This is a genomic window from Fictibacillus sp. FJAT-27399 (assembly GCF_001510655.1).
GTDB lineage: Bacteria > Bacillota > Bacilli > Bacillales > Fictibacillaceae > Fictibacillus_C > Fictibacillus_C marinisediminis.
On record NZ_LMVC01000009.1, the window covers coordinates 20,929 to 35,944 of the forward strand.

Here is a 15,016-nt window from a genome sequence, read left to right on the forward strand (position 1 = left end):
ACTAACTAAGGAGGAAATTATAATGTCTAAAGAAATCATTGAAAGCTTAAAAACTATGACAGTTTTAGAACTTAACGACCTAGTTAAGGCAATTGAAGAAGAGTTTGGTGTTACTGCTGCAGCTCCTGTAGCTGTAGCTGGTGGAGCTGCTGGTGCAGACGCTGCTGCTGAGCAAACTGAGTTTGATTTAGTTCTTACAAGCGCTGGCGCTTCTAAGATCAAAGTTATCAAAGTAGTTCGTGAGCTTACAGGCCTTGGTCTTAAAGAAGCTAAAGAACTAGTTGACGGCGCTCCAAGCAATGTTAAAGAAGGCATTGCTAAAGAAGAAGCTGAAGAAATGAAAGCTAAACTTGAAGAAGTTGGAGCTTCTGTAGAAGTTAAGTAATTTTAAATCAAAAAGGGGTTCGCCAACAGGCGGACCTTTTTATTTGGAAGATAAGAAAGCATGAAAACTATGGAGCATTCGGCGAAGTATTGTCCAGCTCCATCGCCCAGGGCTGAAAACGTATTTCTTGTTTTCGGCATAAGTCCTCGGAGGACGAATTGAAAAACCACAATTCGTCTTAGGTCGCTTCACTCTTGCCCCTCAACACAAAAAGCGTGTTGCCGTGCATGAGTTCCAGCGCTTGTCGGACTTAAACAGGGCACTTGCGCTTATCTTGAGTAATCTTGGTCATACTGATAACAGGAATTCCTTTTAAGGAAAGGAAGATGAACATGGGTGGTCATTATTATTCTGAGCGGCCGGACGTAAAGAGCGATCCGAAAAACTGGACGTTTACGCTTAGAAACCATGAGTTCAAATTCACATCTGATTCCGGTGTCTTTTCAAAAAAGGAAGTGGACTTCGGAAGCCGATTGCTGATTGAAGAATTTGTATCTCCGGGAATTGAAGGAGATTATTTGGATGTTGGATGCGGCTATGGACCGATTGGACTCGCGATTGCTAAAGAAAATTCTGGCCGGCGTGTGCTGATGGTGGACATTAACGAGCGCGCCCTGGAATTGTCTGCGGAAAACGCGAAGAAAAACGGGATCTCCAACATCGAAGTGCGAAAAAGCAGCCTGTTTGAAAATGTTGCAGAAATGGGATTTGCGGCCATTCTTACAAATCCGCCCATCCGTGCAGGAAAAAAGGTTGTCCATCAGCTGTTTGAAGATTCGTATGATAAATTGCAGACTGATGGGGAATTATGGATCGTCATTCAAAAGAAACAAGGTGCTCCATCTGCGATTGAAAAACTTCAGTCCGTATTTGCGGAAGTGGAGACTGTTTCAAAAAGTAAAGGGTACTATATTATTCGAGCGATAAAACGTTGACTCTGTATGGAGTCTATGCTAATATTATAAAATGCCAATGAATTCACATTTTCTGCCCTTGTGTTCAAATGCAGAAAAAACCTCGATATTATAACCTTTTAAGGTATATCAAGAGAAGAATTTGGACAAAATTATATAATCTGTTGCTCGATTGAAATTGTGGTTTTTATAAAAACCCTTTTTCTTTTTGTCTTTCTGACATTCAATAATAGAATGTTAGAGTATATAGGAACAAGAAAAAACGCTGGATTTGAGGGGTGAATCAGTTGACAGGTCAACTAGTTCAGTTTGGACGCCACCGCCAACGAAGAAGTTACGCAAGAATTAGCGAAGTGCTTGAATTACCGAACTTAATCGAAATTCAAACTGCTTCCTATCAATGGTTTCTTGATGAGGGACTGCGTGAAATGTTCCAGGACATTTCGCCGATTGAAGATTTCACTGGAAATCTCGTGCTAGAGTTTATTGACTATAGCCTCGGAGAGCCAAAGTATCCTGTGGAAGAATCAAAAGAGCGTGATGTAACTTATGCTGCGCCGCTTCGTGTAAAGGTGCGTCTCATTAATAAAGAGACTGGCGAAGTGAAAGAGCAAGAAGTATTTATGGGAGATTTCCCGTTAATGACAGATACAGGCACGTTTGTGATCAACGGTGCTGAACGTGTAATTGTTTCCCAGCTTGTTCGTTCACCAAGTGTCTATTACAGTGAAAAGATTGATAAAAACGGTAAAAGGGGTTTCACTGCCACTGTTATACCAAACCGAGGTGCCTGGCTTGAGTTCGAAACAGACGCCAAAGATATAGTATATGTGCGCATTGACCGCACTAGGAAAATTCCTATTACCGTATTGCTTCGCGCATTAGGGTTTGGGTCTGATCAAGAAATCATCGACTTGCTTGGGGAAGATGAGTATTTAAGAAATACCCTTGATAAAGACAATACAGAAGGTACGGAAAAAGCACTCCTAGAAATCTATGAGCGCCTTCGCCCCGGCGAACCTCCTACTGTTGATAACGCCAAGAGTTTGTTAGACTCACGCTTCTTTGATCCGAAGCGTTATGATCTTGCAAGTGTAGGACGTTATAAAATCAATAAAAAGCTTCATATTAAAAACCGCTTATTCAACCAAAAGCTGGCTGAAACCCTGGCTGATCCAGAAACGGGCGAAGTGCTTGCTGAAGCAGGGACACTACTCGACCGCCGTACACTGGACAAGATACTTCCTTATCTTGAGAACGGCATTGGTTTCCGTCATGTGACTCCGGCAGGCGGGGTAGCTGAAGATCAGGATATTCCGCTTCAGTCTATTAACATTTATGCTCCGGATGATGCTGATGGAGAGCGCGTTATTAAAGTAATTGGCAATGCTTATGTTGAGAAATCAGTTAAGAACATTACGGTTTCTGACATCATTGCATCTATTAACTACTTCTTCAACTTGCTTCATAGTGTTGGTAATACAGATGATATTGACCACCTTGGAAACCGCCGCTTGCGCTCTGTGGGCGAGCTTCTCCAAAATCAGTTCCGCATCGGGTTGTCCCGTATGGAACGTGTTGTTCGCGAACGTATGTCGATACAAGATACAAATGCGATTACACCACAGGCACTGATCAATATTCGCCCTGTTATTGCTGCGATCAAAGAGTTCTTCGGAAGCTCTCAGCTTTCTCAGTTTATGGACCAGACCAACCCACTTGCAGAACTTACGCATAAACGCCGTCTTTCAGCCCTAGGGCCCGGCGGACTTACGCGTGAGCGCGCAGGGTTCGAAGTCCGTGACGTTCACTACTCCCACTATGGCCGTATGTGTCCGATTGAAACACCTGAGGGACCGAATATCGGTTTGATCAACTCATTATCAAGCTATGCAAAAGTAAACGAGTACGGCTTTATTGAAACACCATATCGCCGTGTAGATCCTGAGACTGGTAAAGTAACAGGACGAATCGATTACCTGACAGCTGATGAAGAAGACAACTATGTGGTAGCACAGGCGAACTCCCTTCTTGGTGAAGACGGGGAATTCCTGAACGAAGACGTCATCGCACGTTTCCGCGGTGAAAACACCATTGTCAGACGCGATCGCATCGACTATATGGACGTATCACCGAAACAGGTCGTATCCGCCGCTACAGCTTGTATTCCTTTCCTTGAAAATGATGACTCCAACCGTGCACTGATGGGTGCGAACATGCAGCGTCAAGCGGTTCCTCTAATGGTACCGGAAGCACCAGTCGTCGGAACAGGAATGGAGCATGTGTCTGCAAAAGATTCTGGTGCGGCTGTTATCTGTAAATACGAAGGAATTGTTGAGAAGGTTACTGCGAAACAAGTTCAAGTACGCCGCATTGAAACTATTGACGGGAAAGAAGTAGAAGGTCAGCTTGACCGCTACAACTGCCTTAAATTCATTCGTTCCAACCAAGGAACTTGCTATAACCAGCGTCCGATTGTCAGTAAAGGCGACCGTGTAGTTAAAGGAGAAATTCTTGCAGACGGACCATCCATGGAAAAAGGAGAACTCGCTCTTGGGCGAAACGTTCTTGTCGGCTTCATGACATGGGAAGGCTATAACTATGAAGATGCGGTCATCATGAGCGAACGACTGGTAAAAGATGATGTATACACATCCATCCATATTGAAGAATATGAATCAGAAGCCCGTGATACGAAATTAGGTCCGGAAGAGATTACAAGAGATATCCCGAACGTAGGGGAAGAAGCTCTTCGCAATCTGGATGACCGTGGAATTATTCGTATCGGTGCGGAAGTGAAAGATGGAGACATCCTCGTGGGTAAAGTTACACCTAAAGGGGTTACTGAACTTACAGCTGAAGAACGCCTTCTTCACGCGATCTTTGGTGAAAAAGCGCGTGAAGTCCGTGATACATCACTTCGTGTGCCTCACGGCGGAGATGGAATCATTCTGGATGTTAAAGTATTTAACCGTGAAGACGGCGACGAGCTTCCTCCAGGAGTGAATCAGCTGGTGCGTGCTTATATCGTACAGAAGCGTAAGATCCACGAAGGAGATAAGATGGCGGGCCGCCACGGAAATAAAGGTGTAATCTCCCGCATCATGCCGGAAGAAGATATGCCGTTCCTTCCAGATGGAACACCTATTGATATCATGTTGAACCCTCTGGGTGTACCTTCCCGTATGAACATCGGCCAGGTGCTTGAGCTTCACCTTGGTATGGCTGCAAGACAGCTTGGCGTTCACATGGCAACACCGGTATTTGACGGTGCACGTGAAGAAGATGTTTGGGCAACCATTGAAGAAGCGGGAATGGCCCGAGATGGTAAAACCGTTCTTTATGACGGAAGAACTGGAGTTCCGTTTGACAACCGTGTTTCAGTTGGTGTCATGTACATGATCAAACTGGCTCACATGGTCGATGACAAACTTCACGCACGTTCTACTGGACCATACTCCCTTGTTACCCAGCAGCCGCTCGGCGGTAAGGCACAGTTTGGTGGACAGCGTTTCGGTGAGATGGAGGTTTGGGCACTCGAAGCATATGGTGCTGCTTATACTCTTCAAGAAATTCTCACCGTCAAATCCGATGATGTTGTGGGCCGTGTGAAAACATACGAAGCCATCGTCAAGGGTGAGAACGTACCAGAACCTGGAGTTCCTGAATCATTCAAAGTATTGATCAAAGAGCTTCAATCACTCGGAATGGACGTTAAGATCATGTCCGGTGACGATAAGGAAATTGAAATGCGCGAGCTTGATGATGAAGAAGATCAAGCAAATGAAAAGCTTAATTTAAATCTTGAATCTTACACTGTAAGTGAATAAAAACAGGATATCATAAGGGAGGTTTGCTCCTTGATAGACGTAAACAATTTTGAGTATATGAAAATAGGCCTCGCTTCTCCTGATAAGATCCGTTCTTGGTCAAGAGGAGAAGTGAAAAAACCAGAAACGATCAACTATCGTACACTTAAGCCTGAAAAAGACGGTTTGTTCTGTGAACGTATTTTCGGACCTCAAAAGGACTGGGAATGCCATTGCGGAAAATACAAACGTGTCCGCTATAAAGGTGTCGTATGTGATCGCTGTGGCGTAGAAGTAACTCGTGCTAAAGTTCGACGTGACCGTATGGGTCACATCGAACTTGCTGCACCTGTTTCGCACATTTGGTATTTCAAAGGAATACCAAGCCGTATGGGTCTTGTACTCGATATGTCTCCAAGAGCACTGGAAGAAGTTATTTACTTTGCATCTTACGTGGTGACAGATACGGGTGAAACGCCGCTGGAGAAAAAGCAGCTGCTTTCTGAAAAAGAATACCGTTCATACCGTGAAAAATACGGTCAAGGGTTTACTGCACAAATGGGCGCAGAAGCCATCAGACGCCTTCTTGAAGACATCGACCTTGTAAAAGAAGTCGATCAGCTGAAAGAAGAGCTGAAAACTGCACAGGGACAGCGTCGTACCCGTGCAATCAAGCGTCTTGAAGTGCTTGAAGCGTTCCGTCATTCCGGCAACGAACCGTTCTGGATGATCCTGGATGTTCTTCCTGTTATTCCGCCTGAGCTTCGCCCAATGGTGCAGCTTGACGGAGGACGTTTTGCAACATCTGACTTGAATGACTTGTACCGCCGTGTTATTAACCGTAATAACCGTTTGAAGCGTCTTTTGGATTTAGGTGCGCCGAATATCATCGTACAGAATGAAAAACGTATGCTTCAAGAAGCGGTAGATGCTCTAATCGACAACGGACGACGCGGCCGTCCTGTAACAGGTCCTGGTAACCGTCCGCTAAAATCACTATCCCATATGTTAAAAGGGAAACAAGGCCGTTTCCGTCAAAACCTTCTTGGTAAGCGTGTTGACTACTCTGGCCGTTCCGTTATCGTAGTAGGTCCTCACCTTAAGATGTACCAATGCGGTCTTCCTAAGGAAATGGCACTTGAGCTCTTCAAGCCTTTCGTTATGAAAGAGCTTGTTGCCAAAGGTCTTGCTCATAACATTAAGAGCGCGAAACGCAAGGTTGAACGTGTTCAGGCGGAAGTATGGGATGTTCTTGAAGATGTAATCAGAGAGCATCCGGTATTGCTGAACCGTGCCCCGACTCTTCACAGACTAGGGATCCAGGCGTTCGAACCTACACTGGTTGAAGGACGCGCTATCCGTCTTCACCCACTCGTATGTACAGCTTACAACGCTGACTTTGATGGTGACCAAATGGCGGTTCACGTACCTTTATCAGCTGAAGCACAAGCTGAGGCACGCATTCTTATGCTGGCTGCACAAAACATCTTGAACCCGAAAGATGGTAAACCGGTTGTTACACCATCTCAGGATATGGTACTGGGTAACTACTACCTTACGATGGAGCGTGCAGGTGCGATTGGTGAAGGGTCTGTGTTTAAAGATGCGAACGAAGCAATCGTTGCGTACGAAAATGGCTATGTCCATCTTCATACCCGTATTGCTGTTCCGGTATCCACTTTAAACAAGCCTTCATTTAAAGAACACCAGCAAAATATGATGTTAATGACGACTGTCGGAAAACTTCTATTTAACGAGATTCTTCCTGAGTCATTCCCATACATCAACGAGCCAACAACAGCTAACCTGCAAATTGAAACGCCTGAGAAGTATTTCCTTCCTCAAGCTGCGAACATCAAAGAAGTAATCGCTAAGCATGATGAAGTAGAGCCGTTTAAAAAAGGAATTCTCGGTAAAATCATTGCAGAAGTGTTCAAACGATTCAAAATTACTGAAACATCCAAGATGCTTGACCGCATGAAAGAGCTTGGATTCAAATATTCAACAAAAGCAGGGATTACCGTTGGTGTTTCTGACATCGTCGTATTGCCTGAGAAACAAGTCATCCTATCCGCAGCTGAAGAAAAAGTTACTACGGTAACGAAACAGTTCCGCCGCGGTCTGATTACAGAAGACGAGCGTTATGAGCGCGTCATCAACATCTGGAGCAAGGCGAAGGATGAGATTCAGCAAAAACTAATGCTTACCCTTGATAAGAGAAACCCAATCTTCATGATGAGTGACTCTGGTGCCCGTGGTAACGCATCTAACTTTACACAGCTTGCCGGTATGCGTGGTCTCATGGCCAACCCGGCTGGTAAAATCATCGAATTGCCGATCAAGTCCAGTTTCCGTGAAGGTCTGACGGTACTCGAATACTTTATCTCTACACATGGTGCGCGTAAAGGTCTTGCCGATACAGCACTTAAAACAGCTGACTCAGGTTACTTGACTCGCCGTCTTGTAGACGTAGCTCAGGACGTTATCGTCCGTGAAGATGACTGTGGAACGGACCGTGGTCTAACAGTTGCGGCTATTAAAGAAGGCAATGAAGTAATCGAGAACCTATACGAGCGTTTAGTCGGGCGTACAGTGTTCAGAACAGTGTACCACCCGGAAACAAACGAGGTTCTTGTCAGCAAAAACGAGCAAATTACGGAAGATTCAGCAGCAGCAGTAGTTGATGCAGGAATTGAAGAAGTAACGCTTCGTTCAGTATTTACTTGTGATACCCGTCATGGTGTTTGTAAAAAATGTTACGGACGCAACCTGGCAACAGGATCTGATGTTGAAGTCGGTGAAGCTGTCGGTATCATCGCTGCCCAATCAATCGGGGAGCCAGGAACACAGCTTACAATGCGTACCTTCCATACAGGCGGGGTAGCAGGAGACGATATCACTCAAGGTTTACCGCGTATCCAGGAGTTGTTTGAAGCACGTAACCCGAAAGGTCAGGCGCTAATCTCTGAGCTTGAAGGTACAGTGATCAATATTAATGAGTCTAAAGAGAAGCGTGAAATCCTTGTTCAAGGTGAGATTGAAACTAGATCTTACACTGTGCCATACGGCGCCCGCATTAAAGTTGCAGAAGGCGATGCTGTGGTTGCAGGGCAAGTTCTTACTGAAGGTTCAATCGACCCGAAAGAATTGATCAAAGTTAAAGGTGCAGAAGGCGTTCAAGAATACTTGCTGCGTGAAGTTCAAAAAGTATACCGTATGCAAGGGGTAGAAATTGGCGACAAACACGTAGAGGTAATGGTTCGCCAGATGCTTCGTAAAGTCCGTATCATTGATGCCGGCCACACTGATGTTCTGCCAGGCGCATTGATGGATATTCACGCCTTTACCGATGTGAACAGAAAGGTTCTTCTTCAAGGCGGCATTCCTGCTACAGGACGCCCTGTATTGCTTGGTATTACCAAAGCATCTCTTGAAACTGAATCGTTCTTGTCTGCAGCATCCTTCCAGGAAACAACACGTGTCCTGACAGATGCAGCAATCAAAGGTAAACGTGATGAATTGCTCGGATTGAAAGAGAACGTAATCATCGGTAAGCTGATCCCGGCTGGTACTGGAATGTCCCTTTACAGAAATGTAGGAATGGATTCTCCTGTATCAACAGAAGAAAGTGAAACTGCTGATGATCACGAAGCAACAGAGCTAGTCTCACAAGATTAATAAGAGAAGTGTTGACATTGGGAGCACAACAGTGATATTATATCTGAGTGCTCCTAAGAATTGTTACTTTGGAGGATATAACGATGTCTTATGAAAAAGTGACACAGGCTTCTGATTTTATCGTAGGAACTAAGCAAACCATTAAGGCTTTGCAAAACGGGGAAGTTAAAGAGCTCGTCGTTGCCGATGATGCTGACCCTCGTGTAACCGGTAAAGTATTACAGATTGCACAGGAAAGACTTGTCCCGATTACGAGAGTCGATTCCATGAAAAAGCTTGGCAAAGCTTGCGGAATTGATGTTGGAGCCGCAACTGTTGCGATAAAAGGATAAAATAAATGTTTTTGCGACGTCACCCGCGTGGCCTCTCGCAAAAACTTTCTTTTGTCCAAAGATGAACCACCTGGTTCAGTGGTCTTAGAAAAACGTAAGGAAAGGAGGAAAAACAAATGCCTACAATTAATCAATTGGTTCGTAAAGGCCGTGAGTCAAAAGGTAAAAAATCTGACTCTCCAGCTCTTAACAAAGGCTACAACAGCTTCAAAAAAGCTCAAACCAACGTTTCCTCTCCGCAAAAACGTGGAGTATGTACTCGTGTTGGTACGATGACACCGAAGAAACCGAACTCGGCTCTTCGTAAATACGCTCGTGTACGTTTAACCAACGGAATTGAAGTGACTGCTTACATCCCTGGGATCGGGCACAACCTTCAAGAGCATAGCGTAGTGTTGATCCGTGGCGGACGTGTAAAAGACTTACCAGGGGTACGTTACCACATCGTTCGTGGTGCGCTTGATACTGCTGGTGTTAACAACCGTATGCAAGGCCGTTCTAAATACGGAACTAAGCGTCCTAAAGCTGCTAAAAAGTAAGCTTTTAAATAATGCGTAAATAAATAGGAGAAAGGAGGGGACACAATGCCTCGTAAAGGACCTGTATCTCGTCGTGATGTGTTGCCTGATCCAATTTACAAGTCTAAACTTGTAACTCGTCTAATCAACAAAATTATGATTGACGGTAAAAGAGGAGTAGCACAAACCATTCTTTATAATGCATTTGACATTATCAAAGAACGTACAAACACAGAACCTATGGAAGTATTCGAACAAGCTCTTAAGAACATCATGCCTGTACTTGAAGTTCGTGCCCGCCGTGTTGGTGGAGCTAACTACCAAGTTCCAGTTGAAGTTCGCCCTGAGCGCCGTACGACTCTAGGACTTCGCTGGTTAACAAACTACGCTCGTCTTCGTGGGGAAAAGACAATGGAAGAACGTCTTGCTAACGAAATCATGGATGCTGCTAACAATGCTGGAGCATCAGTGAAGAAGCGTGAAGATATGCACAAAATGGCAGAAGCGAACAAAGCGTTTGCTCACTACCGCTGGTAAAAATACAAGAGACAGTTTCTTAACTGTCTCTATCACACTATAAAAAATCATTTTCCTATGTATAGGAAGGAGAGAAATTCATGGCAAGAGAATTCTCCTTAAAAAATACGCGTAATATCGGTATCATGGCTCACATCGATGCTGGTAAAACAACGACAACTGAACGTGTACTATACTATACAGGTCGTATCCATAAAATTGGTGAAACTCATGAAGGAGCTTCACAAATGGACTGGATGGAGCAGGAACAAGAGCGCGGAATCACAATTACTTCCGCTGCAACAACTGCTCAGTGGAAAGGTCACCGTATCAACATCATTGATACTCCTGGACACGTAGACTTTACAGTAGAAGTAGAACGTTCATTGCGTGTATTAGACGGAGCTGTAGCTGTACTCGATGCTCAGTCTGGGGTTGAACCGCAAACTGAAACAGTATGGCGTCAAGCAACAACTTACGGGGTTCCCCGTGTAGTATTCGTTAACAAAATGGACAAGATCGGTGCTGACTTCCTTTACTCTGTAAAGACTCTTCATGACCGTCTTGGTGCAAATGCGCACCCAATTCAGCTTCCTATCGGTGCTGAAGACCAATTTGAGGCAATCATCGACCTAATCGAGATGAAAGCTGTATTCTACGGAAACGACCTTGGAACTGACATTGAAGTAGGCGAAATTCCTGCTGAACATGTTGAGCTAGCTGAAGAGTACCGTGGAAAACTTATCGAAGCGGTAGCTGAGCTTGATGAAGAATTGATGATGAAGTACTTAGAAGGCGAAGAGATTACAAACGAAGAAATCAAAGCAGGTATCCGTCAAGGAACTTGTAACGTTGAATTCTTCCCTGTAATCTGTGGATCTGCATTTAAGAACAAAGGTGTTCAGCTAATGCTGGATGCAGTTCTTGACTACTTGCCAGCTCCAGTCGATGTAGAAGCAATCAAGGGTACACTCCCTGATTCTGAAGAAGAAGTAACTCGCGAATCAAGCGACGAAGCTCCATTCTCTGCATTGGCATTTAAAGTTATGACTGACCCTTATGTCGGTAAACTTACATTCTTCCGCGTATACTCCGGAACATTGAACTCAGGTTCATATGTACAGAACTCTACTAAAGGCAAGCGTGAGCGCGTTGGACGTATCCTTCAAATGCACGCAAACCACCGTGAAGAGATCTCTGCAGTATATGCTGGTGATATCGCAGCAGCTGTAGGTTTGAAAGATACAACAACTGGTGATACTCTCTGTGATGAGAAATCCCAAGTTATCCTAGAATCTATGGTATTCCCTGAGCCGGTAATCCACTTATCTATCGAGCCTAAATCTAAGGCCGACCAAGATAAAATGGGTATGGCCCTTGCGAAACTTGCTGAAGAAGATCCTACTTTCAGAACTGAAACTGACGAAGAAACTGGACAAACGATCATCGGGGGAATGGGTGAACTTCACCTTGATATCCTTGTTGACCGTATGAAACGTGAATTCAAAGTTGAAGCTAACGTAGGTGCTCCACAGGTTGCTTACCGTGAAACAATCCGCCAAGCGGCTAAAGTTGAAGGTAAGTTCGTACGTCAGTCCGGTGGTCGTGGACAATACGGTCACGTTTGGATCGAATTCGAACCAGGTGAAGAAGGATCTGGATTCGTATTCGAAAACAAAATCGTCGGTGGTGTTGTTCCTCGTGAATACGTCCCAGCGGTACAAGCCGGTATCGAAGAATCAATGAAAAATGGTATGCTTGCAGGATTCCCATTGCTTGATCTTAAAGCAAGAATCGTTGACGGTTCATACCATGACGTTGACTCCAACGAAATGGCGTTTAAAATTGCCGGATCAATGGCACTTAAAAACGCGAAAGCAAAATGTGACCCTGCAATTCTTGAGCCGATCATGAAAGTTGAAGTAACGGTTCCTGAAGAGTACATGGGAGACATCATGGGTGACGTAACTTCCCGACGCGGACGCGTTGAGGGTATGGAAGCCCGCGGTACTGCTCAAATCGTTAAAGCGATGGTACCACTAGCTGAAATGTTTGGTTATGCAACATCTCTTCGTTCTCGTACACAAGGGCGCGGAACTTATTCCATGCACTTCGATCATTACGAAGAAGTACCAAAATCAATTTCAGAAGAAATCATCAAAAAATCAACTGGTCAATAATTCTTGCCAGTTGTAACATGCTTGCTTTTCATGTAATCTAAAATAGGCAGACAACCTGTCTGTTTTATAAAAAAATAAATTTTTTTACACATATTAAGGAGGAATCTTTCTCATGGCTAAAGAGAAATTTGATCGTTCCAAAACGCATGCCAATATTGGTACAATCGGTCACGTTGACCACGGTAAAACAACTTTAACAGCTGCAATTACTTCTGTACTTGCAAAGAAATCTGGTAAAGGTCAAGCTATGGCTTACGACCAAATCGACGGTGCTCCAGAAGAGCGCGAACGTGGAATCACAATCTCAACTGCACACGTTGAGTACGAAACTGATTCTCGTCACTATGCACACGTAGACTGCCCAGGACATGCTGACTATGTTAAAAACATGATCACTGGTGCTGCACAAATGGACGGAGGGATCCTAGTAGTATCTGCTGCTGACGGCCCAATGCCACAAACTCGTGAGCACATCCTTCTTTCTCGTCAAGTAGGTGTACCTTACCTAGTAGTATTCTTGAACAAATGTGACATGGTTGATGACGAAGAGCTTCTTGAACTAGTTGAAATGGAAGTTCGTGACCTTCTTACTGAGTACGATTTCCCAGGAGACGATGTTCCTGTAATCAAAGGTTCTGCTCTTAAAGCTCTTGAAGGAGACGCTGAGTGGGAAGCTAAAATCATCGAACTTATGGACGCAGTTGACGAGTACATCCCAACTCCTCCACGTGACACTGAAAAACCATTTATGATGCCTGTTGAGGACGTATTCTCAATCACTGGCCGTGGTACTGTTGCTACTGGACGTGTTGAGCGTGGACAAGTTAAAGTCGGAGACGTTATCGAGATCCTTGGTCTTACTGAAGAGCCAAAATCAACAACTGTAACTGGTGTTGAAATGTTCCGTAAACTTCTTGACTATGCTGAAGCTGGTGACAACATCGGTGCACTTCTTCGTGGGGTTTCCCGTGACGATGTTGAGCGTGGACAAGTTCTTGCTAAGCCAGGAACTGTTAAAGCTCACACTAAATTCAAATCAGAAGTATACGTACTTTCTAAAGAAGAGGGTGGACGTCATACTCCATTCTTCTCTAACTACCGTCCTCAGTTCTACTTCCGTACAACTGACGTAACTGGTATCATCCAACTTCCAGAAGGAACTGAAATGGTTATGCCTGGAGACAACATCGAAATGACTGTTGAACTAATCGCTCCAATCGCGATCGAAGAAGGAACTAAGTTCTCTATTCGTGAAGGTGGACGTACAGTAGGCGCTGGAGTAGTATCATCTATCCAAGCGTAAGTTCATTTCTCAAAAAAGCATCCCTTTATGGGATGCTTTTTTTATGTTCCTTAAAACAGAAGGCTTAGCTGTGTTTTATTTATATAGAAGAAACCCGTTTTTTTATTATTGGTAATTCCCGATCAGACCTTGCTTTTACAGGGTTGAGGGCCTATAATAGAAAAAGTGTGCGGCTGATGAAAATATTTATAAGAATAGCTTGCAATGGGCAGCTGTTTTTACTATAATAAGTAATGTTGGTCATTCATTTGCGATGATCCGGAAGGTTGCTGACACACCCGGCCCCATTGCCATGGCGGATGTCTGTCAGGTTAAATTTCCGTGGGAGTAATGTCTGTTTATCAAAATGGGCGAATAAAGGAGGGAAAATAATGGCAAAGCAAAAGATTCGTATTCGATTAAAAGCATATGATCACAGAATTCTTGATCAATCTGCTGAGAAAATTGTTGAGACAGCAAAACGTTCTGGTGCAAAAGTATCCGGACCAATTCCGCTTCCAACTGAAAAAGCTATTTACACAATCCTGCGTGCGGTGCACAAATATAAGGATTCTCGTGAGCAGTTCGAAATGCGTACTCATAAGCGTTTGATCGATATCATCGAACCAACGCCGCAAACTGTTGATTCATTAATGCGTTTGGATCTTCCATCTGGCGTTGACATTGAAATCAAACTATAAGAATTAACATATAAAAAATTTAAAACAATCAATAGGAGGTGTGACTAATGGCCAAAGGAATCTTAGGTAAAAAAGTAGGAATGACTCAAGTATTCGCAGAGAACGGTGATCTTATCCCAGTTACTGTAGTTGAAGTTACTCCAAACGTTGTTCTTCAAAAGAAAACTGCTGAAAACGACGGTTACGAAGCAATCCAATTAGGATTTGATGATAAGAAAGAAAGCCGTGTGAACAGGCCTGCAAAAGGGCATGCTGCTAAAGCTAACACAAACCCTAAGCGCTTCGTTAAAGAATTCCGCAATGTACAAGGCGCGGATTTTGAAGTTGGTCAGGAAGTCAAGGTAGATATTTTCGCAGAAGGTGACGTTGTAGACGTAACCGGAACATCAAAAGGTAAAGGATTCCAAGGTGTAATTAAACGCCACGGACAATCCCGCGGACCTATGAGCCACGGTTCCCGTTACCACCGTCGTCCTGGTTCTATGGGTGCAGTTGACCCTAACCGTGTATTCAAAGGTAAAAACCTACCTGGACGTACAGGCGGAGATACAATTACTGTTCAAAACCTAGAAGTTGTAAAAGTTGATGCTGAGCGCAACTTACTTCTTATCAAAGGTAACGTACCTGGTGCGAAAAAGAGCTACGTTACAATCAATGCAGCTGTAAAAGCTAAAGAAGCTAAATAAGAAGGGAGGATACAT

11 protein-coding genes are annotated in these 15,016 nt (G+C 44.2%); all 11 read left to right on the forward strand.

Going from position 1 to position 15,016, the window contains the following annotated elements:
- Positions 1–22: 22 nt before the first annotated feature.
- Positions 23–385: a 50S ribosomal protein L7/L12 gene (gene rplL, locus AR335_RS22040; protein WP_053356207.1), complete on the forward strand. Its 363-nt coding sequence runs from the start codon at positions 23–25 to the stop codon at positions 383–385.
- 332 nt (positions 386–717) lie between these two features.
- A complete protein-coding gene (locus AR335_RS22045) occupies positions 718–1,320 on the forward strand; it encodes a class I SAM-dependent methyltransferase (protein ID WP_062240219.1) in 603 nt (200 codons plus the stop codon).
- A 266-nt stretch (positions 1,321–1,586) separates the two neighbouring features.
- The gene (gene rpoB / locus AR335_RS22050; protein WP_062240222.1) at positions 1,587–5,129 is read left to right on the forward strand and encodes a DNA-directed RNA polymerase subunit beta; all 3,543 of its coding nucleotides are present in this window, start codon (positions 1,587–1,589) and stop codon (positions 5,127–5,129) included.
- A gap of 30 nt (positions 5,130–5,159) precedes the next feature.
- Positions 5,160–8,786, forward strand: coding sequence for a DNA-directed RNA polymerase subunit beta' (gene rpoC, locus AR335_RS22055; RefSeq protein WP_062240225.1), 3,627 nt, complete (start codon positions 5,160–5,162; stop codon positions 8,784–8,786).
- Positions 8,787–8,869: 83 nt separating this feature from the next.
- On the forward strand, positions 8,870–9,118 hold the full coding sequence (locus AR335_RS22060) for a 50S ribosomal protein L7ae-like protein (protein WP_053356203.1): 249 nt from the start codon (positions 8,870–8,872) through the stop codon (positions 9,116–9,118).
- Between the two features lie 116 nt (positions 9,119–9,234).
- Positions 9,235–9,657 carry a 30S ribosomal protein S12 gene (gene rpsL, locus AR335_RS22065; protein WP_053356202.1) on the forward strand — a complete coding sequence of 141 codons (423 nt, stop codon included), beginning with the start codon at positions 9,235–9,237 and terminating at the stop codon, positions 9,655–9,657.
- Positions 9,658–9,702: 45 nt separating this feature from the next.
- Complete coding sequence (rpsG, locus tag AR335_RS22070) at positions 9,703–10,173, forward strand: 30S ribosomal protein S7 (protein ID WP_053356201.1); 471 nt, start codon at positions 9,703–9,705, stop codon at positions 10,171–10,173.
- A gap of 80 nt (positions 10,174–10,253) precedes the next feature.
- Entirely contained in the window at positions 10,254–12,332 is a 2,079-nt protein-coding gene (gene fusA / locus AR335_RS22075) for an elongation factor G (RefSeq protein ID WP_062240228.1), read from the forward strand.
- 112 nt (positions 12,333–12,444) lie between these two features.
- Entirely contained in the window at positions 12,445–13,635 is a 1,191-nt protein-coding gene (gene tuf, locus AR335_RS22080) for an elongation factor Tu (protein WP_062240231.1), read from the forward strand.
- A 371-nt stretch (positions 13,636–14,006) separates the two neighbouring features.
- A complete protein-coding gene (gene rpsJ, locus AR335_RS22085) occupies positions 14,007–14,315 on the forward strand; it encodes a 30S ribosomal protein S10 (protein ID WP_053356198.1) in 309 nt (102 codons plus the stop codon).
- A 47-nt stretch (positions 14,316–14,362) separates the two neighbouring features.
- Positions 14,363–15,001: a 50S ribosomal protein L3 gene (rplC, locus tag AR335_RS22090; protein ID WP_062240234.1), complete on the forward strand. Its 639-nt coding sequence runs from the start codon at positions 14,363–14,365 to the stop codon at positions 14,999–15,001.
- Positions 15,002–15,016: the final 15 nt, after the last annotated feature.